Source organism: Xanthobacter cornucopiae, assembly GCF_043195065.2.
Taxonomy (GTDB): domain Bacteria; phylum Pseudomonadota; class Alphaproteobacteria; order Rhizobiales; family Xanthobacteraceae; genus Xanthobacter.
Map to the genome: position 1 here is coordinate 3278867 of NZ_CM195531.1, position 23150 is coordinate 3302016.

Annotated in this window: 20 protein-coding genes; 5 read left to right on the plus strand and 15 right to left on the minus strand. The window is 69.6% G+C overall.

Annotation, left to right across the window (positions count from 1 at the left end; genetic code table 11):
* Positions 1–124 precede the first annotated feature (124 nt).
* Both V5F53_RS14515 and V5F53_RS14520 read right to left on the minus strand, forming a co-directional pair.
* The gene (locus tag V5F53_RS14515; protein ID WP_393995148.1) at positions 125–1561 is read right to left on the minus strand and encodes an ATP-binding protein; all 1437 of its coding nucleotides are present in this window, start codon (positions 1559–1561) and stop codon (positions 125–127) included.
* Positions 1558–2280: a response regulator gene (locus tag V5F53_RS14520; RefSeq protein WP_393995147.1), complete on the minus strand. Its 723-nt coding sequence runs from the start codon at positions 2278–2280 to the stop codon at positions 1558–1560. The genes V5F53_RS14515 and V5F53_RS14520 overlap by 4 nt, the downstream gene beginning before the upstream one ends.
* Before the next feature lie 219 nt (positions 2281–2499).
* Here V5F53_RS14520 and V5F53_RS14525 point away from each other — a divergent pair, with 219 nt between their 5' ends.
* Entirely contained in the window at positions 2500–4755 is a 2256-nt protein-coding gene (locus V5F53_RS14525; RefSeq protein ID WP_393995146.1) for a PepSY domain-containing protein, read from the plus strand.
* 78 nt (positions 4756–4833) lie between these two features.
* Here the strand turns inward: V5F53_RS14525 and V5F53_RS14530 are convergent, their stop codons facing one another.
* The 6 genes from V5F53_RS14530 to V5F53_RS14555 form a co-directional block, all read right to left on the minus strand.
* On the minus strand, positions 4834–5943 hold the full coding sequence (locus V5F53_RS14530; RefSeq protein ID WP_393995145.1) for an alpha-hydroxy acid oxidase: 1110 nt from the start codon (positions 5941–5943) through the stop codon (positions 4834–4836).
* A gap of 2 nt (positions 5944–5945) precedes the next feature.
* Positions 5946–6620 carry a tetratricopeptide repeat protein gene (locus tag V5F53_RS14535; protein WP_393995144.1) on the minus strand — a complete coding sequence of 225 codons (675 nt, stop codon included), beginning with the start codon at positions 6618–6620 and terminating at the stop codon, positions 5946–5948.
* Complete coding sequence (locus tag V5F53_RS14540; RefSeq protein WP_393995143.1) at positions 6617–7297, minus strand: Fe2+-dependent dioxygenase; 681 nt, start codon at positions 7295–7297, stop codon at positions 6617–6619. Before V5F53_RS14540 ends, V5F53_RS14535 begins: the two co-directional genes overlap by 4 nt.
* Positions 7298–7375: 78 nt before the next feature.
* Entirely contained in the window at positions 7376–9601 is a 2226-nt protein-coding gene (locus V5F53_RS14545; protein ID WP_393995142.1) for a TonB-dependent receptor, read from the minus strand.
* 420 nt (positions 9602–10021) lie between these two features.
* Entirely contained in the window at positions 10022–11539 is a 1518-nt protein-coding gene (locus tag V5F53_RS14550; RefSeq protein ID WP_393995141.1) for a glycosyl transferase family protein, read from the minus strand.
* A gap of 104 nt (positions 11540–11643) precedes the next feature.
* Positions 11644–12447: a DeoR/GlpR family DNA-binding transcription regulator gene (locus V5F53_RS14555; protein WP_393995140.1), complete on the minus strand. Its 804-nt coding sequence runs from the start codon at positions 12445–12447 to the stop codon at positions 11644–11646.
* A gap of 526 nt (positions 12448–12973) precedes the next feature.
* On the opposite strand from V5F53_RS14555, the gene V5F53_RS14560 reads away from it, so the two are divergent.
* Positions 12974–13336 (plus strand): cupin domain-containing protein, encoded by a 363-nt coding sequence (locus V5F53_RS14560; RefSeq protein ID WP_393995139.1) that lies wholly within the window; start codon positions 12974–12976, stop codon positions 13334–13336.
* Between the two features lie 52 nt (positions 13337–13388).
* Here the strand turns inward: V5F53_RS14560 and V5F53_RS14565 are convergent, their stop codons facing one another.
* On the minus strand, positions 13389–14000 hold the full coding sequence (locus tag V5F53_RS14565; protein ID WP_393995138.1) for a copper chaperone PCu(A)C: 612 nt from the start codon (positions 13998–14000) through the stop codon (positions 13389–13391).
* 122 nt (positions 14001–14122) lie between these two features.
* Complete coding sequence (locus tag V5F53_RS14570; protein ID WP_509212403.1) at positions 14123–14518, minus strand: hypothetical protein; 396 nt, start codon at positions 14516–14518, stop codon at positions 14123–14125.
* 199 nt (positions 14519–14717) lie between these two features.
* Here V5F53_RS14570 and V5F53_RS14575 point away from each other — a divergent pair, with 199 nt between their 5' ends.
* The 3 genes from V5F53_RS14575 (at position 14718) to V5F53_RS14585 (ending at position 19052) form a co-directional block, all read left to right on the plus strand.
* On the plus strand, positions 14718–15101 hold the full coding sequence (locus tag V5F53_RS14575; RefSeq protein WP_509212405.1) for a DUF2946 family protein: 384 nt from the start codon (positions 14718–14720) through the stop codon (positions 15099–15101).
* Positions 15102–15284: 183 nt separating this feature from the next.
* On the plus strand, positions 15285–17516 hold the full coding sequence (locus tag V5F53_RS14580; protein WP_393995136.1) for a TonB-dependent receptor: 2232 nt from the start codon (positions 15285–15287) through the stop codon (positions 17514–17516).
* A 264-nt stretch (positions 17517–17780) separates the two neighbouring features.
* A complete protein-coding gene (locus tag V5F53_RS14585) occupies positions 17781–19052 on the plus strand; it encodes a dicarboxylate/amino acid:cation symporter (protein WP_393995135.1) in 1272 nt (423 codons plus the stop codon).
* A 209-nt stretch (positions 19053–19261) separates the two neighbouring features.
* Here the strand turns inward: V5F53_RS14585 and V5F53_RS14590 are convergent, their stop codons facing one another.
* From V5F53_RS14590 to V5F53_RS14610, 5 genes are all read right to left on the minus strand, one after another.
* Positions 19262–20617: an MFS transporter gene (locus tag V5F53_RS14590; protein WP_393995134.1), complete on the minus strand. Its 1356-nt coding sequence runs from the start codon at positions 20615–20617 to the stop codon at positions 19262–19264.
* An 857-nt stretch (positions 20618–21474) separates the two neighbouring features.
* Positions 21475–22131, minus strand: coding sequence for a nitrogen fixation protein NifQ (locus V5F53_RS14595; protein ID WP_393995133.1), 657 nt, complete (start codon positions 22129–22131; stop codon positions 21475–21477).
* A 14-nt stretch (positions 22132–22145) separates the two neighbouring features.
* A complete protein-coding gene (gene fdxB, locus V5F53_RS14600) occupies positions 22146–22442 on the minus strand; it encodes a ferredoxin III, nif-specific (RefSeq protein ID WP_393995132.1) in 297 nt (98 codons plus the stop codon).
* 16 nt (positions 22443–22458) lie between these two features.
* Positions 22459–22659: a CCE_0567 family metalloprotein gene (locus V5F53_RS14605; RefSeq protein WP_393995131.1), complete on the minus strand. Its 201-nt coding sequence runs from the start codon at positions 22657–22659 to the stop codon at positions 22459–22461.
* Between the two features lie 9 nt (positions 22660–22668).
* Positions 22669–23142 carry a NifX-associated nitrogen fixation protein gene (locus tag V5F53_RS14610; RefSeq protein WP_393995130.1) on the minus strand — a complete coding sequence of 158 codons (474 nt, stop codon included), beginning with the start codon at positions 23140–23142 and terminating at the stop codon, positions 22669–22671.
* Positions 23143–23150 lie beyond the last annotated feature (8 nt).

A 23150-nucleotide genomic window follows, 5' to 3' on the forward strand; every position in this document is an offset into this window, starting at 1 on the left:
CCCGTCCCGGCGCCATCGGCGGCCAGTCGCGTCAAGCGCATCGTTCCGTGTTAGCAGAGTTTCGCCCCGGCGGGAGCCATCCGCCGGGCGACATTTCCCAAACGTCATCGCACCGCGACCGGCCTCACGCCGGCAGCTGGACGTGGGCACGCAACCCGCCCTCCGCCCGGTTGGCCAAGGTCAGCTCGCCACCATGCGCCCGGACGATGCTGCGGGCGATGGCGAGGCCCAGGCCCAGGCCACCGGTTTCGGCGCTGCGCGAGGCCTCCAGCCGCACGAACGGCTGAAACGCGTCCTCGATCCGGTCGGCCGGCAGGCCCGGCCCGTCGTCGTCCACCTGGATCTCGACCCCGCTGGCGGCGGGCCCCACCGAAAGGCGGGCCCGGCCGCCATAGCGCACGGCGTTTTCCACCAGGTTGCGCAATGCCCGCCGCAGCGCCACCGGCCGGCAGGCCGCCGCCAGGGGCGCGCCCGCAGCCGCCTCCACATCGGCGCCGGCGAGGGTGAATTCGTCCGCGAGGTCCGCGCACAGGGCCCGCAGGTCCACGCGCCGGGTCGCCTCGTGCACGGCCTCGGCCCGGGTGAAGGCCAGGGTCGCCTCGCAGATCGCCGCCAGTTCGTCGATGGTGGCGACGATGTCGTCGCGCACCGCCTCATCCTCCACGAACTCGGCCTTGAGGCGCAGGGTGGTCAGCGGCGTGCGCAGGTCGTGGCTGATGCCGGCGAGCAGCCGCAGCCGGTGGCGCAGGAACTGGCTGAGGCGCTCCTGCATGGTGTTGAAGGCGCGGATCGCCGCCGCCACCTCGGACGGGCCGCCCACCTGCAGCGGCAGCACCCGCTCGCCCCGTCCGAAGCGGTCGGAGGCATCCGCCAGCCCCCTCAGGACCCGGGTCTGCGCCCGCACCACCAGCACCGTCACCGCCGCCACCGCCAGCGCCGAGAGCAGGAAGGACAGCAGCGTCGGCCCGCTCCAGGCCGGCGGCAGCGACACCGCCGTGCGCATCATCAGCCAACGCCCGTCGGCGAGGGGAACACGGAAGCCCACCCCCGCCACCCGGCCGCGCGCCTCGGGCGGACGGCGCGGGCGTGCGTCCCGGTCGCCGCCGCCGAGCCAGGCCGCGTCGCCCTCCGCCTCGTCAGCCTCGTCGGCGCAGGCGCCGGGCCGCCCCTCGAACGGGACGATGACCACGTCCGGCGGCCCGGCGCGCACGCCGTGGAGCATCCGCGCCAGCAGGTCGGCCAGCGCCTGCTCGGCGCCGGTCATGGGCGGCCCGGTACGGGCGGCCAGCGGCTGCGCGCTCACCCAGGCGCAGGCCTCCCTGGAGCGGAACGCCCGCGCCAGACGCGGTCCCTCGGCCACCGGCGAACTGTCGAGCAGGCGGGCCAGGGTGACGGTCTGGCTCAGCGCCTGGCCGCGCACGATGCCTTCGATCATGCCGTCCTGCTGGCTGCGCAGCAGCAGCACCAGCAGCACCTGCGCCACCGCCAGTGCCGCCACCAGCGGCAGCACCAGCCGCCCCGCCAGCCCGCGCGGCCACAGCCGGACGGCGGGGCGCCTCACGCCACCACCTCCACCGGCGCGGCGAACACGTAGCCGTCGCCCCAGATGGTCTTGATGAGCGCGGGATGCTGCGGATCGCGCTCGATGCGCCGGCGCAGCCGGCTCACCAGATTGTCGATGCTGCGGTCGAACGCCTGCGCCGCGCGCCCGGCGGTGATGTCGAGCAGCTGGTCGCGCGTGAGCACGGTGGCGGGACGGGTGACGAACGCCAGCAGCAGGCGAAACTCAGCGGTGCCCAGGGTCGTCTCCTCACCGTCGGCGGCGCGCAGGGTGCGGCGGCGGGCATCCAGCAGCCAGCGGTCAAAGCGGTAGCAGCAGGTATCCTGCTCCGCCGGAGGCTTCGGCGCCGCCTGCACCCGCCGCAGGATGGCGCGGATGCGGGCCAGGAGCTCGCGCGGGTTGAAGGGCTTGGTCACGTAATCGTCGGCGCCGAGCTCGAGGCCGACGATGCGCTCGGTCTCCTCGGTCACGGCGGTGAGCAGCAGCACCGGCAGGTCGCTCCCCTGCCGCAGCTGGCGGCAGAGGCTGAGACCGTCCTCGCCGGGCATCATGATGTCGAGTACCACGAGGTCGATGGCGCCGGTCCGCAGGTGCTGGCGCATCTCCGCGCCCCCCGCCGCCACGCTCACGCGCAGGCCGTTCCGCGCCAGGTATCTGGCGAGCAGCTCGCGGATCTCGCGGTGGTCGTCCACGACCAGGATGTGGGGCGTGCGGTCCATGGTGGTGTCCAGCCTCGACTCTCCGCGCCGCACCTGCCCCTTCTGGTCGCGCGTGGCGACAGCGGGCCACCGGGCAAGTGTATCGAGATGTGTCATCTCCCGGCATGCGAAACGCTCGCTTACCAAAACCCATCGCGGCGACAAACCTTGTCGCGCGCCACCGCTGCATAAGGGCGCGCCGATCCGCGCTTCCGCCGGGCGGCCGCATCGGAGTGCATCATGTCGCTGGCCCGCGTCCGGCCCCTGCTCATCGGCCTGCATCGATGGGTGGCCCTCGTCCTCACGCCCGTGTTCCTGGTCATCATCGTCACCGGCGCGGTGCTCTCGTTCCGGCCCATCCTGTCGGGCGCGGCGGAACGGGCGGAGGCCGAATCCCGCGTCGACGCGACCGCCCTCGGGAAGCTGGTGAAGACCCTGGAGGCCGGCGGGCCGGTGACCATGGTCAGCCTCGCCGAGGGCGGGCGCGCCGCGATCGTCGCCAGCCCCGCCGCCGACATCGCCGGGCAATGGGACATCGCCTCCGCCACCCGCACCCGCGCCGGCGGCGGCATCGACGTGTTCCGCACCGCCGAGCAGCTCCATAAGTCCCTGCTGCTGGGCCTCTCCCTGGTGGTGGAGGCGGCGAGCCTCGCCATGCTGGCGATCATGCTGTTCGGCCCGTTGCTGGCGTGGCTGCGGTTTCGCAACTCGCTGATGGGCTGGCACATGGCGGTCGGCTGGTGCCTGCTGCCGGTGACGCTCACCGCCCCGGTCACCGCCGCCATGCTGATCTTCAGCCTCGGCACCGGGCCGCGCGCGCCCCTGCCCCGCGTCGAGAAGCCGGTGGGCATCGCCGAGGCGCTCGCCGTCGCCACCCGCAACCTCGACACCACCCGCCTCGTGAGCGCGCGGCGCTTTCGCGGCGGCACGGTCATGGTCCGCTTGGCCGGCGAGAAGGCCGGCGCCTATGTCGTCACCGGGACGGGCGTAACGCCGCTGCCGGGCGGGCCGGGCCTCGTCAAGCAGATCCACGAGGGCACCTGGGCCGGGGCCTGGTCCGGCGGCCTCAACGTGGCGATGTCGCTGGCCCTGCTCGGCCTCACCGTCACCGGCTTCGCGTCCTGGTTCCAGCGCTGGCGGCGCGATCGCGCGGTCGCCGTCGCGGCCGGCGCCGACATCCTGGTGGCCTACGCCAGCCAGACCGGTACCGCCGCCCGCCTCGCGGACCTCACCTGCCAAGCCCTCATGGCCGGCGGCGCGAGGGCGACCCTCGCGCCCCTCGGCGCCGTCGCGCCCGAGGCGCTGCAGCGCTTCCCCCTGATCCTGGTCATCGCCGCCACCACCGGCGAGGGGGAGGTGCCCGATGGCGCGCGGCACCTGTTGAAGAGGCTCGCGCCCGGCGCCCTGGCCGGCGTGCGCTTCTGCGTGCTCGGCCTGGGCGAGCGCACCTACGCCCACTTCTGCCGCGGTGCGCACACCCTGCGCGACGCGCTGATCGCGGCCGGCGCCACCGAGGCGCTGGCGATGATCGAGGCCGATGGCGATCCGTCGGCGCCGTGGTCGCGCTGGATGGAACGCCTTGGCACCGATCTCGGCCTCGCCTGCGCACCCGTGGCCACCGCGCCCGCCACGCGCCTCACGCTGACCCTGGCCGAACGCCGGCGCCTGGACAACCCGGCCCATGGCGGCACGCAGGAGACCTGGGGCCTCGTGCTCGCCAGCGACCGCGACCTCGATTTCCGCCCCGGCGACCTCATCCGCCTGACGCCGCCGGAGGGGGGCCGCGAGCGGGCCTATTCGGTGGGCAGTTCCGCCCGCGTCGATCCCCGCCGCATCGAACTCACCGTACGCCTGCACCGCTGGCACGACGCCACGTCCGGACCCGGGGACGCCGGTCCGGGGCAGGCCGGCGAGGAACGTTTCGGGCAGGTGTCCGGCTTTCTGCTGCGCGCCGCGCCGCTCGGCGGCACGCTTCAGGCGCGGCTCGATCCGCATCCCCACTTCAACCTGCCGGCGGACCCCACCTGGCCGGTGCTGATGATCGGCGCCGGCTCGGGCATCGCCCCGTTCCCCGGCTTCCTTGATGAACGCAGGGCGAGCGGCCGCGCCGGACCGGCGTGGCTGATCTTCGGCAACCGCCACCGCGACGGCGACTTCCTCTGGCGCGACCGCTTCGAGGCGGCGCTCGCCGACGGCACCCTCACCCGCCTGGACACCGCCTTCTCCCGGGATGGCGCGGCCGGCGCCCCCGGCGTCCATGTTCCCAGCGTCCATGTCCAGGACTGCCTCGCCGCCGCCGATGACGAGGTGCTGCGCTGGATGCTGGACGAGGCCGCGGTGATCTATGTGTGCGGACAGCGGGCCATGGCGCGGGGCGTCGAGGACACCCTCGCCCGCGTGCTGGTGGAGAAGGGCGGATACGCCCCGGATGCCGCCCGCGCCGAGATCGGCCGCTGGATCGGCGAGGGCCGCATCCGCATCGATGCCTTCGACTGAGACCGTCGGCCCCGGTCCTCGGCCGGCGCCGGGCGGGTTTCGCCCCCTCGCCGCGCGGGCCTCGCCCAAGGCTCCTCGCTACGGCGGGGCCGGGGCCTGCGCCCCTGGCCGCCACAACACCCCCGCGTCGATGTCGGCGAGGCGGGGGCGGCCGGTGAGGGCCATGGCCGCCTCAAGCTCGCTCTGCAGCACGGTGAGCATGTGGGCGACGCCCTCGACCCCACCTACCGCGAGCGCGTGCAGCACCGGCCGCCCGATCATGACCGCCGACGCGCCGCTGGCGATGGCCTTGACGATGTCGGTGCCGCGGCGGATGCCGCCATCCACCAGCAGCGGCACGCGCCCGGCCACCCGCGCCGCCACCGCCGGCAGCATCTCGATGCCGGCCGGCACCGTATCGAGCACCCGCCCGCCATGGTTCGACACCACCATGCCGGCGCATCCCGCCGCCACCGCCAGATCCGCGTCGTCCGGCGAGAGGATGCCTTTCGCCAGCACCGGGAGGGCCGTGGCGCGGCAGAGATCGGCCAGGGTGTCCCAGGTTGCCGTTCCAGCGCCCCCCGCGCGCAGGCTTTGAAAGACCGGGCTGCCGGGTCGCAGCGGCGGTGCGGCCACCGGTGCGAAGCCGGCGAGATTGACCGCGCCGACACCCTCCGGCAGGCCAAAGCCGGCCCGCTGCTCCATGTTGCGCACCCCGCTCACCGGCGCATCGACGGTCAGCAGGATCGCCCCATACCCGGCCGCCTCGGCACGCCGCACCAGGGCCAGGGTGTCGGCCCAGCGCGGCTGGGCATAGAGCTGGAACCACACCGGCCCGCCCACGGCGGCGACCGCCTCCAGCGTCGCGCTGGCCTGGGTGCTCACGGTCATCGGCGTGCCGGTGAGGCGGGCGGCGAGCGCGGTGGCGAGTTCGCCATCGGGGTGCAGCAGGCGATGGTAGGCGGTGGGCGCGATCACCACCGGATAGGCCAGTTCCTGGCCGAACAAGGTGCTGGCGGCGGTGGCCCCGGCCATGTCCACCAGCACCCGGGGCAGCAGGCCGAGGGCGTCGAACGCCGCCCGGTTGCGCCGGGCGCTGAGGCCATCGGCCGCCGCGCCATCCACATAGGCGCGCACCGCCGGATGGCACAGGCGGGCGAAGTGGCGCTCGTAATCGCCCAGGCTCACCGCATCGGCCGGCACCGCCATGCTCACGCCTCCCCGCCGGGCGCGGCGCGGGCGGCGGCACGGGCGGCAAGCGCGGCGAAGCGCGGATCGGGCGCATCGGCGAGGGCCTGCGCCATGGTGGCGAAGAAATCGGGAAAGCCGGTCTCCAGCGCGTGCTCGAAGGCGTCCAGCGCGGCCCCCTCCTCGCCCCGCGCCAGATGCAGCCGGGCGGAATTGAAGCTGCCCCAGCAGTCACCCCCCGCCGCCGCGGCGCGGAACAGCTCCAGCGCTCCATCGGGATCGGCCGCCACCACCCGTCCGTCCTCGTGGAACAGGCCGAGCATGTTGAGCGCCTTCGCATGGCCGCGCCGGGCGGCGGCGAGATAGAGCGTGTAGGCGGCGCCGTCGTCCCGCGCCACGCCGCGCCCGCAGCAATAAAGATCCGCCAGGTTGAACAGCGCCCAGACGTCGCCGAGCTCCGCCGCCCGCAGGTAGTAGCGCGCTGCCGCCGCCGGGTCCGCCGGCACCCCCCAGCCGCAGTCGTGGCACCGGCCGATCATGTTGAAGCCGCAGGCGTCGCCGGCCCGCGCCGCGGTGCGGAACCAGTCGAGCGCGGCCGCGTGATCGCCGCGATCGAGGTGCATCTGTCCCAGCGCCAGCTGGACCTGCTGCATGCTGAGGCCGGAACCGGGCGCCTCTCCCGTCTCGTCCAGGCTCATAGCTCCGCCCACCGTCGCAACAGGTTGTGGTAATGGTTGACGAGGCGCTGCACCGCCGGATCGTCGTCGCCCACGCGCCGGCGCAGGTCGATGATGGCCACGTCCAAATCGTAGAGCTGCGCCCGCTCGCCCGGGTCCCGCACCATCGACTGGGCCCAGAGAAAGGATGCCCAGCGGCTGCCGTGCGTCACCGGCGCCACCCGGTGCAGGCTGGAGGCGGGGTAGATCACCATGTGCCCGGCCGGCAGCTTCACCGCCTGCGGGCCGAAGGCGTCCTCAATGATGAGCTCGCCGCCGTCATAGCTGTCGGGATCGGACAGGAACACGGTGGTGGACACATCGGCCCGCATCCGCGTGCCGTCCGGCAGCGCGCGAATGGTGTTGTCGGTGTGCAGGCCGAAGCCCATGCCGGGATCGTAGCGATTGAACAGCGGCGGCAGGATGCGCAGCGGCAGCACCGCCGACGCATAGGTGGGGCAGCGCCCGAGCGCCGCCAGCAGGTGCGCGCCGAGATCGCGCGCCGCGGCCCCCTCGGGCGGCAGCTGGACATTCAGCTTGGCCCGCGCGGCCAGGTCGCCGGCGGTGGCGCGCCCGTCCTCCCAGGCGGCGCCCGCCAGCACGCGTCGGAACGCGGCGACCTCATCGGCGGACAGGACATCGGGTATGGTCAGCAACATGCGCGTGGCCCTCGAAACGACGGCATCCGCGCCGTCGCGGAGACGGCGCGGATGCAGGCTCTTCAGCCTGGTGGGCAATCAGAAGGTGGTGCCGAGGTTCACCATGAAGGTGCGTCCGGCCGCCGGCACCACGCGCACCGCATTGAAGTTCGACACGTAGTTGAGGTGGTCGGTGAGGTTGTAGGCGTTGAGCGCCAGGCGATACTTCTTGTCCCGCGTCTCCAGGGAGATCATGGCATCCAGCGAGAAGGTCTCCGGCACCCGCGCCAGATTGTCCGCATCCGACCAGTATTCGGAGGAGTAGCGCACGCCGCCGCCCACCAGCAGCGTGGTGTCGGGGTGGGCCAGCTGCTCCAGGTCGTAGCTGGTCCAGGCGGTGAAGTTGTTCGGCGGCACGTTGGGCGCCGTCTTGCCGATCTGGAAGATGTTCGCGGAATAAGTGATGTCGCCGTCGAGATAGGAATAGCCGAGGTTGACCGTCCACTGCTGGGTGATGCGGCCGTTGAGGCCGAGCTCCACGCCGGAGATACGCAGGCTCTGGCCGGAGTCCGAGAAGCCCGCCGCCACTTCGCCGGTGATGGGATCCACGGTGTAGGAATTGGTCTTCTCGATGCGGAACAGCGCCGCGGTGGCACCCAGGCGCCCGTTGAGAAAGTTCAGCTTGGCGCCGAGTTCGTAGAGGTCGGAGCGCTCCGGCTGGTTGTCATACCCATCGCGCGGCACCTCGGTGGCGACGCCGCCCACCGCCGCGCCGATATCGGTGCCGATGGGCCGGTAGGTGCGCGAGAACGAGGCATAATAGAGCTGGTCCCGCGAGGGCTCGAACATGAGGCTGACCGAGGGGCTCCATTCCCGCGCCGTGGCGCTGCCCCCCAAATCGGCGGCCACGCCATTGTATTCGCTGTTGAAATAGTCCCAGCGCAAGCCGCCCTGGACCGACCAGTGATCGTTCAGCCACAGCCGGTCATTCACGAACACGCCAATGTCGGTGGCATTCGACAGGCGGGCATTGTAGCCATTGTAGTAAAAAGACGTAAACGGGTAGTCGAACTGCGGGTTCACGATGGTCTGGTCGTTCACCCGGTTGACCGCCGTGAGCTGATGCCTCTGGTCTTCCTGGTAGACCGTGTCGAGGCCGACGATGGCCTTGTTCTTGAACCCGCCGATCTCAAATTCGAACCGGCCGCTGGCGACGTTCTGGAATCCCCACCCGGTCTGCTGGTAGGCCATGCCGCCGCCGGCGCCATAGGCGAGCGGCGCGTTGCCGCCGGCGAGGATGGCATCGGCGCAGGCCAGCACGCACGCTGCCGGATTGGTGGCGTTGAAGTCGCGATTGTAGATCGACAGCCGGGTGTCATTGTTGAGGGTGAAACGGTCGTTGATCTCCTTCTGGAAGTTGGAGGTCGCGACGTTCACATTGGTGATGTCGTGGTTGAAGCTGCGCGCATAGGAGGTGGTGGGCGAGATCTGCGTCAGGCCAAAGGCCGTGATCGGCTTCAGCTTGGCGTCGCGGCCCATGAGGAAGGGCACGCCCATGTCGGGCATGGCATCGCCATGCAGGTACATGTAGTTGAGATACCAAGTGGTGTCGGTACCCAGGCCGAAGCCGAGATTGGCGGCAAGTCCGGTGCGGTCGGTGAAGATGTGGTCGCGGTCCGGCGTGTCCTGGTCGTTGTAGACCGCGTTGAGGCGAAGCGCGGTGGTGGCGTCGATCTGGTAGTTGCCATCGATGGTGGGCCGATAGAGCGGGCCCGAGCCGGTCTGGAAATCGATGCTGGTCTTGTTGCCCAGATGGGCGCGCTTGCTGGTCTGGTTGATGAGGCCGCCGGCATTGCCAACCCCGAACGCCTCGCCGTTCGGGCCCTTGATGACCTCCACGCTCTCGGTATCGAAGGTGTCGCGGGTGAACACGCCGAAGTCGCGCAGGCCGTCGGAATAGATGTCGCCGCGCGCCGGCAGGCCGCGGATGCGGAACATGTCGCCGGCGGCGCCGCCGTTGCCCTCGCCGGTGGACATGGTGATGCCGGGCACGTTCTGCAGCGCCTGGCCCAGGGTGGTGATCTGCTGCTGCTGGATCAGTTCCTGGGGCACCACGTCGATGGTCTGGGGCGTGTCCTGCACCGAGGCCGGCATGCGGGCGATGCCGAGGGAGGCCCAATTGGTATTGCCTTCGGCCGCCGCGCGGTCGCGCACCTCGACGGTGTCGAGGGCAATCTCGCCCTCCGGGCTGGTCGAGCCGTTCGCGCTGGCGGGCCGGGGCGTCTCCTGGGCAAGAGCGGCAATGGGGAGAAAAGAAGCACTCAACAACGCGCCGGCCGTCGTCGTCGCACCCGCAATAAGGGGCCGAAGGCACAGATTGGAGCTATCCCGCCGCATATCTCACTCCTGAGAATACTTATAAAGTGTCGCCACAGACGAGCAACATCTGGAAATGTGGCGAGCTTTACGGAGCGGCCCCAAGCGCGGCAACGCGCATCATTCAGACCCGTTCTAAATTTTTCTGAGCGCACGAATGAAGGGGACCAATGATGTTGCGTCGCACACTCCGCACGCGAGCCCACCCCTGGGCGCACCTGCGTGCGGCTGGGCGGCCACGCCCCTTCGCCGGTGGGAACCGCCTGTGTCGTCAATGCCTTGAGCAGATCGCTCCGGTCCCCGCCGCGGCTGGGGCGGCCAACCGGGGCCCAGGGTGTTGCCGCTGGGGCACACTGGGGTGAATTGCGCCTATTTGCGAACCATGTGCGATTGCGGCCGGCCTTCATGCCGCGCCTGCCACAAGGCCTCGGCCTGGGTGTGCGCCTGGGCGAAGGTTGCGCTCGGATCGCGCGAGAGGGCCAGCAGCGCCGCGGCGGCGGTGCCGATGATGATGCTCCGCGCCCGCGGATCGACGCTCGCCCCGGTCCACACCGCGTGCCAGTGCTCCAGGCTGGTGACGGGCAGGCGGCCTTGGGAGGGCGGCTCGGGCAGCGACGGCACGAAATCGTCCTGCGCCTCGCCATCCACCAGGCGATGAAGCGTGGTGGCGCGGAATGGATTGAGCTGAGCCACGTCCTTGGTGTTGCCGACGATGACGAGCTGGGTCAGGCCAAGGAGCCGCGCGGTGTCGCGGTGGAGCTCCTTATAGGACGGCTTGGTGACGCCGAGCAGGCTGGCCCGCGCCGGAACCGGCTGCAGCAGGTGCGCCACGTCATGGGCCGGCGAGCGGTTCTGGGTCAGCGCATAGAGGCCGAACAGGCGGAACAGCTGCGGCGAGAGTTCCGCCAGCGGGACATAGGCGATGCCCCGGCGGTCCAACGCCCGCGCCACCTGCGCCCCGCTGGTGCAGGTGGGAATTTCCAGCGCCGCCGCCACCACGCCATGGCGACCGGACACCGCGCCCGCCCCGCTGGTGCCGTGCAGCACCACCCGGTAGCCGGCCCGGACCACCAGCTGGGCCGCATGCAGGAACCACGGCGGACGCTGATCGCGCGGCGAGATGCAGCACGGCCAGTCCAGGTCGGCCGACAGCCCCCTCGGCACCTTGAAGCGGGACTTCAGCTCGAGCCGGGCCGCGCGCACGAATCCCGCGAGCTCCACCGCCGTGGTGCCGCGCGCCTGCACCAGGCTGAGGAAGGCGCCGATCTGCACCGGATCGGCCGCCCCGGCCAGGATGATCGCCAGGGCGTCCTCCGCCTCGTCCATGTCGAGGCTCTGGGAGGGCGCCTTGCGCGCGCCTCCGACCTGGCCGATCAGCCGGGCGAGGCGCTGCGGTGGCGCCAGATCGGCCGCCGCCCCGGCCCGCCTGCCGGGCGCGGCGCCCCCGCCGCCGTCCTCCGCCACCGGCTGCACCGCGAGCGGCGGCACCGCGTCCTGGTAAGGCACGTTCCAGCGGGCGTCGAAGCGCTCCTTCGGCGCATGCGGCGCATCGGGCTCGAACAAAGCGTGGATGGCGGCCGCGATCTGCTGCACCTGCGGGTGCAGCGCCTCCGCCTTCGGCGAGGGCACGAGGCCGCGCCCGGAACGGATCAGCAGCGGGTCGTCGAACAGCACGCGTAGATCCGCCAGGATGCGGCTGACGCCGGACGGCTGAATGCCCAGCTGCCGGGCGGCGGCGGTGACGCTGCGCGTCGCCAGCAGCGCGTCGAGGGTCAGGAACAGGCGGCCGCGCGCAAGCTTGTCGACACCACCGGGACGCGGAGACCGTTCCTCGGTGCTCTCGCCCTGCCCCCCGCCGCCCGGCTCGGGAGTCGCGATCTCATGCATGGGTGCACAGTGTCACACTCGCGGCACCGAGGGAACCGCGGTTGCCGCGACGTCAGTGCGCGCCGCGCGCAAGGCGGGCGCCGGCGGGAGACGGCCGGAGCCGATCAGCCGCCCCGGCGCTCCGCGACAGCCGCTTCCGCCGGCGGCGCCACCGCCGGAGTGAGGATCCTCACCCCGGACGCCCGGCAGCGGGAGGCGAATTCCGCCGGCGGCGGCCCGTCGGAGACGATGGAATCGATGGCGGAGAGCTGGCACACCTTTACCGGCGCCTCGCGGCCGAACTTGGTGCGGTCAGCAATGACCCACGCCTCCTGGGCCTGCTGGATCGCGGCGCGGGCGAACTCGGCCTCGAACAGATGGAAATCGCCCAGCTCGCCGGCGAGGGTGATGCCGCCCACCGAGATGAACGCATAGCGCACCTGGAACTGGCGGATGAAATCGATGGTGGAGGGCCCCATGGCCGAGCCGTCCTCGCCGGCCAGCTCGCCGCCGGCCATGAACACCCGATTGCCGTTCTTGGAGGCGAGGCGGTGGGCGATCTGCACCGAGTGCGTCACCACCGTGAGGCGCGAATGACTGGACAGGGCGTCGGCCACGTAGGCCGAGGTGGTGCCGTTGTCGAGGATCAGGCTGTCGCCGTCCTGCACATGGTCGCGCACGATGGCGGCCAGCGCCCATTTGGCATCGTTGTTCACATGCATGCGGCGCTGGAACGGGGGTTCCTCCGCCACTTCCGGAATCATGATGCCGCCATGGAAACGCAGCAGCGTGCCGTCGTCGATGAGCGGCTGGATATTGCGGCGGATGGTCTCCGTCGACACCGACAGGCGCGAGGCCAGCTCGGCGATGGAATAGCTGCCCTTGGCGCGCACCACCTGCAGGATTTCGTTCTGACGCTTGAGAGACATGACCAACCGCGCTGCCCGGACCCACGGCGGGAACCGCGCCCGACCGGATGTTGACATCATTGCCACAAAACACCGCTTCTGTCAGGTGCGCGCACACAAGGCCTGCACATTTGCGTGGAATTTGCGGACGCATCCCGCGACGGCGCACAAATCCCCGCAAAACATGGGCTGCTCCTTCTTCTGCTCCCGGGCGTATCCGCGCGGATCAGCGCGCGCAGACCATCTCGAACATCATTGTGGCATTATCGATGTAAATTTGACTTTATGCGGCATATATGTTTGCCTTGCGTGGCAATTTCCCACGCCATTCGCCGCTGTCGCGCGGATGTCCGCCGCCGATTTGCCCCAGGGCCAGAAGGCATGTCCGGATCATTGGATCGCCACCGCCGCGCCGCCATGGGCTGCGACCCGACCGGCTCCTGCGGCGGGAAGCGCCATGGGCTGCCGGCCGCGCATCACGACGGATGGCGCGAGCCTGCGCCGGGGTCATCGCCGCCCCCCATACGACACCTATACGGGACCCCCCATGGCACCGACCAGATGGCCGCGCGCTCCGCTCACCGGCACAGACACCCCGAAGACACGCTGGTTCACGCCCCCACCCGCGACCGGCTGGACCGAACCCGTGCTCATGGAGTGGGAGCTGAGGGGCGAGGCCTGGACCGACTCCCACGTGCACGACGAATATGCCTATGTGCTGGAAGGCCGACTGCTCGTCTCCTGCGACGGGGAGACGGTGGAAGCGACCGTCGGCGATCTGGTGCGCGTGCCGGCCGGCAGCGTCGGACGTTATTTCGCGCCCACCTATGCCCGCATGCTCGGCATCTACGCCCCCAACCCCACCGGCGCGCCCATCACCCATACGGCCTATGAGGCGCTCGGCGGCTGAGGCCCGGCCGCCGGGTTGCCCCGCGCGCCCGGACCCCGGCCGCCGGGCCGGGTCAGTGGCCCGAATGAGCCGGAGCGGTCGCGGCGGCACCCGCCCCGGCGGCGATCGACTCGACCTTGAACTTCACCGGCACCACGCCGGCCGCCTCGAAGGTCAGGGTCCCGTCCAGCAGCTCACCTTCCTTCAGCGGCTGCTTCAGCTCCAGGAACATGATGTGGTAGGCACCGGGCTTCAGGGCCACGGTGGCGCCGGCGGGCAGGGCGATGCCTTCCGGCAGCGGGCGCATGGTCATCACGCCGTCCTTCACCGCCATCTCGTGGAGCTCCACCCGGCCAGCGAAGGGCGCGGCCGCCGACACCAGCCGGTCGGCCGTAGTCCCGTTGTTCTTCAACACCGCATAGCCGCCGCCGACGGTGGCGCCGCCGGGCGTGGCGCGCGCCCAGGGATGGTCGATCTCGATGGCGCCGGCCTTGAACTCGTGCGCGCGCGGCGTCGAGGCGGACGCCGCGAGCAGCCCGGAGGCGACCATGAGCGCGGCGAGAACGCCCTGGATGCGGAGCGGCCGAAGGAGGGAGAACCTGCCGATGGGAGATTCGCGGGTAGCGGACTCGCGGATGACAGACTCGCGGGTGGCGGAACGGCAGGCTTGCGACACGCTGGGCATGAGGGCTCTCCTTGCGCGCGCCTGAGAGGCGGCGCGGATGAAACGGACGCGGGTCCATGGCCTTGGGCGACGCAGCGCCGCGCCTGGACCTCGCCGGGATCGTGAATTCAGGGAACTGGCAGTCAGCCCGGACGGGCCGCCAGGCTTGGCGGAGCCCGGGCCAGGTGTGCGCTCCGCCGCCCGGCCTCGACCCGCAAGGCATCCCCCGCCCGGCGCGGCGCCGGAGACGCGAAAGCGGCAATCGGCATGGACACGGCCGCGCCGGGCGGCGCCGGCGTCCATGGATCGGCAACGCCGCAGCCCAAGAGACAGCAGGCGGGAACCCGCTCGCCTGCCGGCGCGGGACCACCGCCGGCCGCGACGCTGGGACGGCACAACACCGTGCCGAAATGCCCTGGCCCCGCCGCCAGCGCCGTGAACGCGCCCGCCAGCACCAGCTGGCCCACCAGGGCATAAGCCATCGCCACCGCGAGCCAGGCTCGCCATGCGATGCTCCCCGATGCCGGGCCGTTGGCCATGCCCCACATTCCCCCGTGCACCGCGCCGCATTCGGCGCGGCGATCCCCCTGGAGCACACCGAAGCGCGGACGCCGCGTCAAGCGGCACCGGCGACGCACTCGAACAACGCGGCCCGCGCGACCGGCCGCCCCTTTCAGCTTTGAGGCCCCGTTTTCATTCGTCAACCCCTGTGTTAAGCGAATGAATAGAGGAAATGACATGACTGGGCGGCATATTCGATTCGGACAGCTTCGGCGCATGGTGGCCTGGACGGCCGCCTATGCGCTCGTGCTGCAGATCGTGCTGGTCAGCGCACTCAGCGCCGGCATGGCGCGCGGGCCCTCAAACCTGCCCTCCCCCCTCTGCCTCAACAGCGCCACGACGTCCGCCGATGATGCCGGGCCCCCGGCCGACGATGCGTCGCCCCATTGCCCGCTGTGTCTCTCGCGGGCCGACCCGGCGGTGCTGCCGCCGCCGGTGCCGACGCCCGAGATCGACCGCATCGCCATTGAGCTGCGCCACCGCGCCATCGTGCGGGACGGCCTGCGTATCGCGACGCAGCGCCGCCCGAGCCAGCCGCGCGCCCCACCCGCCCTGGGCTGAACCGCGCCCGCCGCTTCCGCCGCGGGCTTCTCCTTCCTTTCCGTCCGAACCTGACGGGCGCGCCTCCGGTCGCCGCGCAGGCTGGTGACGCCCGCGCGGAGCCCGGCTCCGGCACGGGCCGGCACCGGCGCGCGGGCAGGTGCCGGCCGCCCGCGGGCACGACACAGTCCTGCGGAACACCCCATGCGAACCCCCTTCTTGACGCCAGAGCGCGCGCGCCATCTGTCCACCGCCCTCGCCTGCCCCGCGCTGGCCGTTCTCGGCCCGCTGCTGGCCGGCCCGGCGCACGCCGAGACCGCCCCACCCGAAGAACTGCCCGCGCTGGTGGTGCGGCCTGCCACGCCGGCACACCAGGGCGGCGAGGGTCCCGGCAGCGCCGGCTTCACGCCGGCCAACACCGCCACCCTCTCCGGCGCCCAGGCGGCCGCGGCCACCCTCTTCACCAGCGACACCGGCTCATTGATCAGTTCCATCCCCGGCGGCGCCGCCTGGGGCGCGGGCGGGGTCTCCAGCCTGCCGGCGGTGAACGGCATGGGCGCCGACCGCGTGCAGGTGGCGATCAACGGCATGATCTTCAGCCCGGCCTGCCCGAACGAGATGAACCCACCTCTGTCGTTCGTGAATCCGGCGATGATCTCCACCACCAAGGTGTATTATGGCACCGCGCCGGTCAGCGTCGGCGGCGACTACACCGGCGCCAAGGTGGACGTGACCCTGGCCCCGCCGCGCTTCACCCCCGGCGACCAGTTGGCCGTCTCCGGCAGCGTCTCGGGCTTCTATCGCAGCAACGGCAATTCCTACGGCGTCGATGCCAAGGCCACCGTCTCCAACGCCGACACCAGCGTGACCTATACCGGCGGCTGGGCCCGCGCCAGCGACTACCAGTCGGGCAACGGCACCACCATCAAGTCCACCATGTATGAGACGCAGAACCACGCCCTGTCCATTTCGAAGAAGCTGCAGGACAATATTTTCACGGTGCAGGTGGGCGGCCAGTTCATGCCCTCCCAGGGCTTCGTCAACCAGTACATGGACCTTGTGGAGAACAAGAGCCTGTTCGTGAACGGCGCCTATGAGGGGCAGTTCGACTGGGGCAAGCTGGAGGCCACGGCCTTCGTCAACCGCATTCGCCACACCATGGGCTTCATAGAGCCCGACAAGAGCGGCGACATGCCCATGGACACGCGCTCCACGGATCTCGGCTCCACCGTGAAGGCCACCGTGGGCCTCAGCCCGGATACCCTGATGCGCATCGGCAGCGAGGTGTTCTACAACACCCTCGACGACTGGTGGCCGCCGGTGGCCGGCTCCATGATGATGGGGCCCGACACCTTCGAGAACATCAACAACGGCCAGCGCCTGCGGGTCGGCGCCTATGCCGAGTGGGAAAGGCAGTTCGCCGACAAGTGGACCCTCGTCCTCGGCCTGCGCAACGATATCGTGTGGATGAACACCGGCGACGTGCAGGGTTACAACGCGATGATGTACGGGGCCGATGCCGCCCTGTTCAATGCCCAGAGCCACGCCCGCGCCGACATCAATTTCGATGCCACCGGCATCCTGCGCTACGAGGCCGATGCCTCCAGCCACTATGAGCTGGGCCTCGCCCGCAAGACCCGCTCGCCCAACCTCTATGAGCGCTACGCCTGGTCCAGCAACGCCATGGCCATGAGCATGATCGGCTGGTTCGGCGACGGCAACGGCTATGTGGGCAACCTGGACCTGGAGCCGGAAGCCGCCCACACGCTCTCCTTCACCGCCAACTGGCACGACGCCGCCCAGAAAGTCTGGCAACTGCGCGTCTCGCCGTATTACAGCTATGTCACCGACTATATCGACGTTGATCGCTGCACCCTTGCCGGCTGCCTCGCCAGCCTGCCGAGCAATCCCTACATCACCAATAGCTTCGTTTATCTGCAGTTCGCCAACCACGATGCGTGGCTCTACGGCGTCAACATCGACGGCAAGCTCGCCCTGTGGGACAGCGATGCGTTCGGGCAGGGCGCCTTCCGCGGCAACCTGAACTTCGTCCAGGGCCAGCGCACGGATGGCGTGAACCTCTATCACATGATGCCGCTCAACGGCACGCTGGCGGTGGACAACACCCTCGGCAACTGGACCACCAGCCTGGAGCTGCAATTGGTGAGCTCCAAGATCCTGGTGAGTCAGGTCCGCAACGAACTGGAAACCGAGGCCTACGCGCTGCTCAACTTCCGCACCGCCTACGAATGGCAGCTGCTGAAGGTGGAATTCGGCATCCAGAATATCCTCGACACCGAATATGACCTGCCGCTGGGGGGCGCCAACCTCGTGAACTATCAGGTGCCGTCCATGATGGGCTCCTCTGCCGCCTGGGGCTACCCGGTGGCGGGCATGGGCCGCTCCATCAACACCCGGGTGACGCTGCGGTTCTGACCTTGCCGGCGGCGGCGGCTGGCTCCGCGCCCTGGGGCCATCCATGCCGGGGCCAGCGCGCTATGCACGGACAAGTGTTCCCGAAGCGCTGCGCCCGACGCCGAAAGGAGGTGTAAGACCAAAGCCCCGTGAGCCTTGCTCATGGGGCTTTGGTCAAGCCCGCGCGGCGCTTGAGTGGACCCGCTCGGCACCGGTCGAAGACCGGGCCGATGGTATTAAGATGAAAATCGCGCTGCACGCGGCGCGACCGGATTGGAGGGCGCCATGCGGCGGCCGTTCTATAAAATCCTCTACGTGCAGGTTCTGATGGCGGTGGTGGTGGGCGTGACGCTCGGCGTCGCCTTCCCCCACTTGGGCGAGGCCATGAAGCCGCTCGGCGACGGCTTCATCAAGCTGGTGAAGATGATCATCGCTCCGGTGGTGTTCTGCACCGTGGTGGTCGGCATCGCCTCCATGGGCGATGTGAAGCGGGTTGGCGTCGTGGGCGGCAAGGCCCTGCTCTATTTCGAGCTGGTCTCCACCCTCGCGCTGATGGTCGGGCTGATCGTCGGGCGCACCCTGCGCCCCGGCGACGGCTTCAACATCGACCCCGCCACGCTGGACTCCAAGGCGGCCAGCGCGTTCGCGACCCAGGCGTCCCACAGCTCGGTGACCGAATTCGTGCTGCGCATCATCCCGGACACGCTGGTGAGCGCCCTCACCAGCGGCGAGATCCTCCAGGTGCTGCTGGTCTCGGTGCTGGCGGGCTTCGCCCTCAACGCCCTCGGGCCGCAGGGCGAGCCGATCCTGAAGGCGGTTCAGCAGGCGGAGCGGCTGGTGTTCGGCATCGTCGCCCTCGTCATGCGCGCAGCGCCCATCGGGGCGTTCGGCGCCATGGCCTACACCGTGGGTGCCTACGGGTTGAAATCCATCGGCAATCTGGTCGAACTGATCCTCACCTTCTACCTCACGGCCATCTTGTTCGTGGGCCTTGTGCTGGGCCTGATCGCCCGGATTGTCGGCTTCAACATCTTCAAATTGCTGCGCTACATCCGCGAGGAACTGCTGATCGTGCTCGGCACCTCCTCTTCGGAGAGCGCCCTGCCGGCGCTGATGCGCAAGCTGGAGGCGGCCGGGGCACCGAAATCCATCGTCGGCCTGGTGGTGCCCACCGGCTATTCGTTCAACCTCGACGGCACCAACATCTACATGACGCTGGCGACGCTGTTCATCGCGCAGGCCACCAACACGCCGCTGAGCCTGGAGCACGAACTGCTGATCCTGGGAGTGGCCATGCTCACGTCCAAGGGCGCCGGGGCGGTGGCCGGCGGCGGCTTCATCACCCTGGCGGCAACGCTGCAGGTGGTGCCGGGCATTCCGCTCGCCGGCATCGCCCTGCTGCTGGGCATCGACCGCTTCATGGCGGAGTGCCGCTCCCTCACCAATTTCATCGGCAACGCGGTGGCCACCCTGGTCATCGCCCGCTGGGAAGGCCAACTCGACCTGCCGCGGCTACGCGCGGTGCTCGACGGCAAGGCCGGCGAGGAAACCGCCTGAACCGCCTTCCGAACGCGAACGGGCGGCCCTGCGGCCGCCCGTCATTCCCGATGCGTCTCAAACCCGATGCGTGTCATATCATCGGCCCCGGTCTTCGAGCGGGGCCAAGCCTCGACCCGTGCCACCTGGGTCCGCTCAAGCGCCGCGCGGGCTTGACCAAAAGCCCCATGCGTCAAGCTCACGGGCCCCTGGCATCAGACCGCCGCGCCTCAGGCGTGGATGTCCACGTCCCGCGTTTCCTTGCCCAGCAGCAGTGCCACCAGGGTGAGCAGCGCCATCGCCGTGAGATAGATGCCCACCCAGAACGGGCTGCCGCCGCCGTAGCTCCACAGGGCCACCGCGATGAAGGGGGCAACCGCCGCGCCGAGGATGGACGACACATTGTAGGAAATGCCCGAGCCGGTGTAGCGCACATTGGCCGGGAACAGTTCCGGCAGCAGCGCGCCCATGGGCCCGAACGTGAGGCCCATGAGAGAGAAGCCCAGGATGAGCCACGCCATCACCCCCGCGAACCCGCCGGCAAGCATGGGCACCCACACCAAGCCGAACAGGGCGATGGCCAGCGTGATCCAGATCAGCGTGCGCCGCCGCCCCCAGCGGTCGGCCCAGGGGCCGGACACCATGGTGAAGATGCCGAAGAACACCACGCCCGCGATCATCATCAGCACGAAGGTGCGATAGTCATAGCCGAGGCCCGGCAGCGCGGCGCCGGTGGCGGCGCGGCCGTAGCTCAGCGAGAAGGTGGTCATCAGGTAGAACAGCACATAGGTGGCAAGCATGTAGAAGGTGCCGAGGATCAGCTCGCGCCAGTAGCTCTTGAAGGCGGCCACCAGCGGCACCTTCTCGATCCGGCCATCCTTCACCGTGTTGGCGAAAGCCGGGCTCTCCACCAGGTTCAGGCGCACCCATAGGCCGACGATCACCATCACCGCCGAGAACAGGAACGGAATGCGCCACCCCCAGCTCAGGAAGGCATCGGACGGCCGCGAGGGATCGGATGACGGCATCACCGCGGCGATGACAAGGAACAGGCCGTTGGCGATGATGAAGCCGATCGGCGCGCCAAGCTGCGGAAAAGTGCCATAGAGGGCGCGCTTGCCATGGGGCGCGTTCTCCGTGGCCACCAGCGCCGCCCCGCTCCACTCGCCGCCCAGCGCGAAACCCTGGGCAAGACGCAGGATCACCAGAAGCGCCGGCGCCAGCCACCCCACCATGGGGAAGGTGGGCAGGGCGCCGATGAGGAAGGTGGCGATGCCCATGGTGAGCAGCGCCCCCACCAGCGTGATCTTGCGGCCGCGCTTGTCACCGAGATGGCCGAAGAAGATGGCCCCGAGGGGCCGCGCCACCATGGCCGCGCCGAACACCGCAAACGAGGCCAAAAGCGCCGTGGTATCATTGCCGGCCGGAAAGAACAGGTGCGGAAACACCAGCACCGCCGCGGTGGCATAAACGTAGAAATCATAGAACTCGATGGTGGTGCCCACGAGACTCGCGAGGATCACCCGGGAGCGCGGGTTCAGGGCAATGGTGTCGGCCTCGGCCGTCAAGCTTGCGGGTGATGACATGTCTTTATCTTCCAAAACGCGTACGGCCGCCCCCCGGAGCTCACGCACCGCCGGGTGTCGTCGGAGGCAGAGGGGTTTGGCAAGATTTGGTCGCGCGGAGGTCGCTTATGGCCCGCTCTCGCGCAAGGGAGCCGGCTGGGCTGATAGATTATTGCGCCGGCTTTGGCCAGCAGCCGCAACGTGTCGCACAGCCGCCCCGCGCACAGCGCATGGCACGTCCGCGCCCCCGGCGGGCGATTGCACGCGTCCGGGCGCCCCGGCCTCAAGCCGAAGGCCCTTAAGCTTGATTCATGGGGTTTCTGGTCAAACCCGCGCAGCGCCTGAGCGGACCCACTTGGTACGGGTCGAGGCTTGGTACGGGTCGAGGCTTGGTACGGGTCCAGGCTTGGCACCGGTCGAGGCTTGGCACCGGTCGTAGACCGGGCACGATGGTATCATCCGTCTCGCCAGGCCGGAGCCCGAAGCCGAGCTTCGCCCCGCAGAAGCCCGACCGCCGTGCATCCGGTGGCCGGAGATCCCGGTTCAGCGGCCCGCCCACGCGGACGCCAGCCTCGCATCCCCTGCTCCAAGCACGCGCGCCGCGCATCTCCGCCCTCGCGCCCCTGCCCAGGCGGGCCTCACCGGGCCCTGGCAGCGGCAAGACGGCGCTGCAGTGAAAAGTGTGTCACCAATCCGATCCGGGCCGCCGCGCCGGACCGCCAATCGCTCTCCGCTCCGGCCGGCGTTCGTCGACGCTCGCCAGAGGGGCCCTGCGCGCCGGCGCCCCCGCGGACGACAGCGCCACCGCGGCGCCGCGTCGCGCCAACGCACTCAAGATCGCCGGCTCCCGCGCACCGGATCCGCTGCACGATGGCTGGCTATTCGGCGGCCTCCGGCAATGCCGTCTCATCCACGGCGGCGCTCACACGGCGACCATTGCGCATCCAGGCCAGCCGGGATTCCCCGTCCTCCGCCCCGAAACAGACGTGGAAATCGTCGCATTCGGCGCAGACCGGGGCTGTACACAAGGTGAAGCCCTCCGACCCGCACACCATGCGGTAGAGAAACTTCTTCCACTTCATGTCATTGCGATTTTTCTGCGCCAGTGGTTCGAAGTGCCTCTTCATGAGAGTGGACAGTTCGCCACGATTGCGCAGCCCCAAATCCTGCCACAGATGATGCGGGAACTTGCAGCGCCGGGCGATCATCGCGCCCAGGGCACGTTCAAGGCCATCCCCTTGCGAGCAATACAGGCCGAGAATGTCTCGAACCGACTGCTCCTCCTTGTCCACGTCCGGTCCAGGAGCGTCGAACCAGAGCGAAAAGCGCGCCTCGATACCCGGGAACGTCGCGCGGAGGAGACGGCCCAAATCCGGCCCGGCAAGACCCAGCCCCGGCAGCGGCCCCTGTCCGCTGGCCAGTCCCTCGGACACGGCCAGCGACAGGATGGCGGCGACGACATGCCGGTCGAAGGCGTCGCAATCGACGGGACCGGGTGTTGCGAACAACTGGTCATAGACCTCTTCAGCCGTCATCGCCGCACTCCTGATCAGGCTGCTGCCTTGTCCACTCCGTGAACCTGGCAATTGGCGGGGCAGACGCGGGCGCACGCACCGCAACCGATGCAGGCGCCCGTGTCGTTCATCACCATCACCTTCTTCTCGACCTCATCGTCCTCGTCGTCATCGAGGCTGACCACCTCGCCATCCTCGTTGATGCCCTTGAGGGTCATCACGTCCCGGCCGCAGACCTTGTAGCAGCGCCCGCAACCGATACACTTTCCGGCATCGATATCGAGCAGGTAGTCTGGCTGCCAAGCTCGACCATCTCGGGTTTCGTTAGACATAGAACGCCCTTCCAGTTCAGGCGGCCTCAAGGGCCTTCAATTCCGCGCGCTTCTGCTCAAGGGTCGAGAAGGCATCGTGCGCCTTCTTGGCGACATCCAGAATCTGCTCCCAATTCACCGGGAGCTCCTCGGAAAGGTCGTGAAGATCCATCTTGGCCTGGGTCGCCTTGGCCGACAGCTTCTTGAGCTCAGCCTTCAGCGCGTCGATATCGCTCATCTTGTCGCCTCAGTAGTTGGCCACGTCGGGAAATTTCTTGATCATCTCGACGCCGGACGCGACATACTTGGCGCCTTCTTCCGCCAGCTTGCCGAGATTGTCGAAGCCGAAGCGGTGCACGTCACGCAGTTGCTTGTTCACCACGATCAGGCGGCCGCCGATGAGCACCATGCGGCCGAAGCCCTCGTGGCTCATCTTGAGCATCGGCGAGATCATCACCCGCGTCTCGCGCTCGATCAGCAGGCACACGGCATTGAAGAACAATTCCAGACGCCAGATGGTCTCCGGATCAGGATCGCCGATGATCGGCAGGGCGCGGCGCGCCTCCTTGTCGACAATATAGGGCTCGATCAGGTCGAGATCCTTCTTCCCTTCCCAGGCGCCGTGGGTGTCCTGGGCCCGCCAGACCTTCACCAGCTCCTTGACGAAGGGCGACTGATCGGCGGGAACCGCCTCGGCGGTGGCTGCTTCTGCTTCGGCCATGGTGCGTC

Excerpts from the sequence above, each read along its gene's own strand:
- V5F53_RS14575 (WP_509212405.1), top strand. The coding sequence starts at position 14,718 with ATGACTGGGCGGCATATTCGATTCGGACAGCTTCGGCGCATGGTGGCC.
- V5F53_RS14535 (WP_393995144.1), bottom strand. The coding sequence starts at position 6,620 with ATGAGCCTGGACGAGACGGGAGAGGCGCCCGGTTCCGGCCTCAGCATG.
- V5F53_RS14540 (WP_393995143.1), bottom strand. The coding sequence starts at position 7,297 with ATGTTGCTGACCATACCCGATGTCCTGTCCGCCGATGAGGTCGCCGCG.
- V5F53_RS14610 (WP_393995130.1), bottom strand. The coding sequence starts at position 23,142 with ATGGCCGAAGCAGAAGCAGCCACCGCCGAGGCGGTTCCCGCCGATCAG.
- V5F53_RS14555 (WP_393995140.1), bottom strand. The coding sequence starts at position 12,447 with ATGTCTCTCAAGCGTCAGAACGAAATCCTGCAGGTGGTGCGCGCCAAG.
- V5F53_RS14530 (WP_393995145.1), bottom strand. The coding sequence starts at position 5,943 with ATGGCGGTGCCGGCCGATGCGGTGAGCCTGGGCGATTACGAGCGCCAC.
- V5F53_RS14595 (WP_393995133.1), bottom strand. The coding sequence starts at position 22,131 with ATGACGGCTGAAGAGGTCTATGACCAGTTGTTCGCAACACCCGGTCCC.
- V5F53_RS14550 (WP_393995141.1), bottom strand. The coding sequence starts at position 11,539 with ATGCATGAGATCGCGACTCCCGAGCCGGGCGGCGGGGGGCAGGGCGAG.
- V5F53_RS14570 (WP_509212403.1), bottom strand. The coding sequence starts at position 14,518 with ATGGCCAACGGCCCGGCATCGGGGAGCATCGCATGGCGAGCCTGGCTC.
- V5F53_RS14525 (WP_393995146.1), top strand. The coding sequence starts at position 2,500 with ATGTCGCTGGCCCGCGTCCGGCCCCTGCTCATCGGCCTGCATCGATGG.
- V5F53_RS14560 (WP_393995139.1), top strand. The coding sequence starts at position 12,974 with ATGGCACCGACCAGATGGCCGCGCGCTCCGCTCACCGGCACAGACACC.
- fdxB (WP_393995132.1), bottom strand. The coding sequence starts at position 22,442 with ATGTCTAACGAAACCCGAGATGGTCGAGCTTGGCAGCCAGACTACCTG.
- V5F53_RS14565 (WP_393995138.1), bottom strand. The coding sequence starts at position 14,000 with ATGCCCAGCGTGTCGCAAGCCTGCCGTTCCGCCACCCGCGAGTCTGTC.
- V5F53_RS14590 (WP_393995134.1), bottom strand. The coding sequence starts at position 20,617 with ATGTCATCACCCGCAAGCTTGACGGCCGAGGCCGACACCATTGCCCTG.
- V5F53_RS14585 (WP_393995135.1), top strand. The coding sequence starts at position 17,781 with ATGCGGCGGCCGTTCTATAAAATCCTCTACGTGCAGGTTCTGATGGCG.
- V5F53_RS14580 (WP_393995136.1), top strand. The coding sequence starts at position 15,285 with ATGCGAACCCCCTTCTTGACGCCAGAGCGCGCGCGCCATCTGTCCACC.
- V5F53_RS14520 (WP_393995147.1), bottom strand. The coding sequence starts at position 2,280 with ATGGACCGCACGCCCCACATCCTGGTCGTGGACGACCACCGCGAGATC.
- V5F53_RS14605 (WP_393995131.1), bottom strand. The coding sequence starts at position 22,659 with ATGAGCGATATCGACGCGCTGAAGGCTGAGCTCAAGAAGCTGTCGGCC.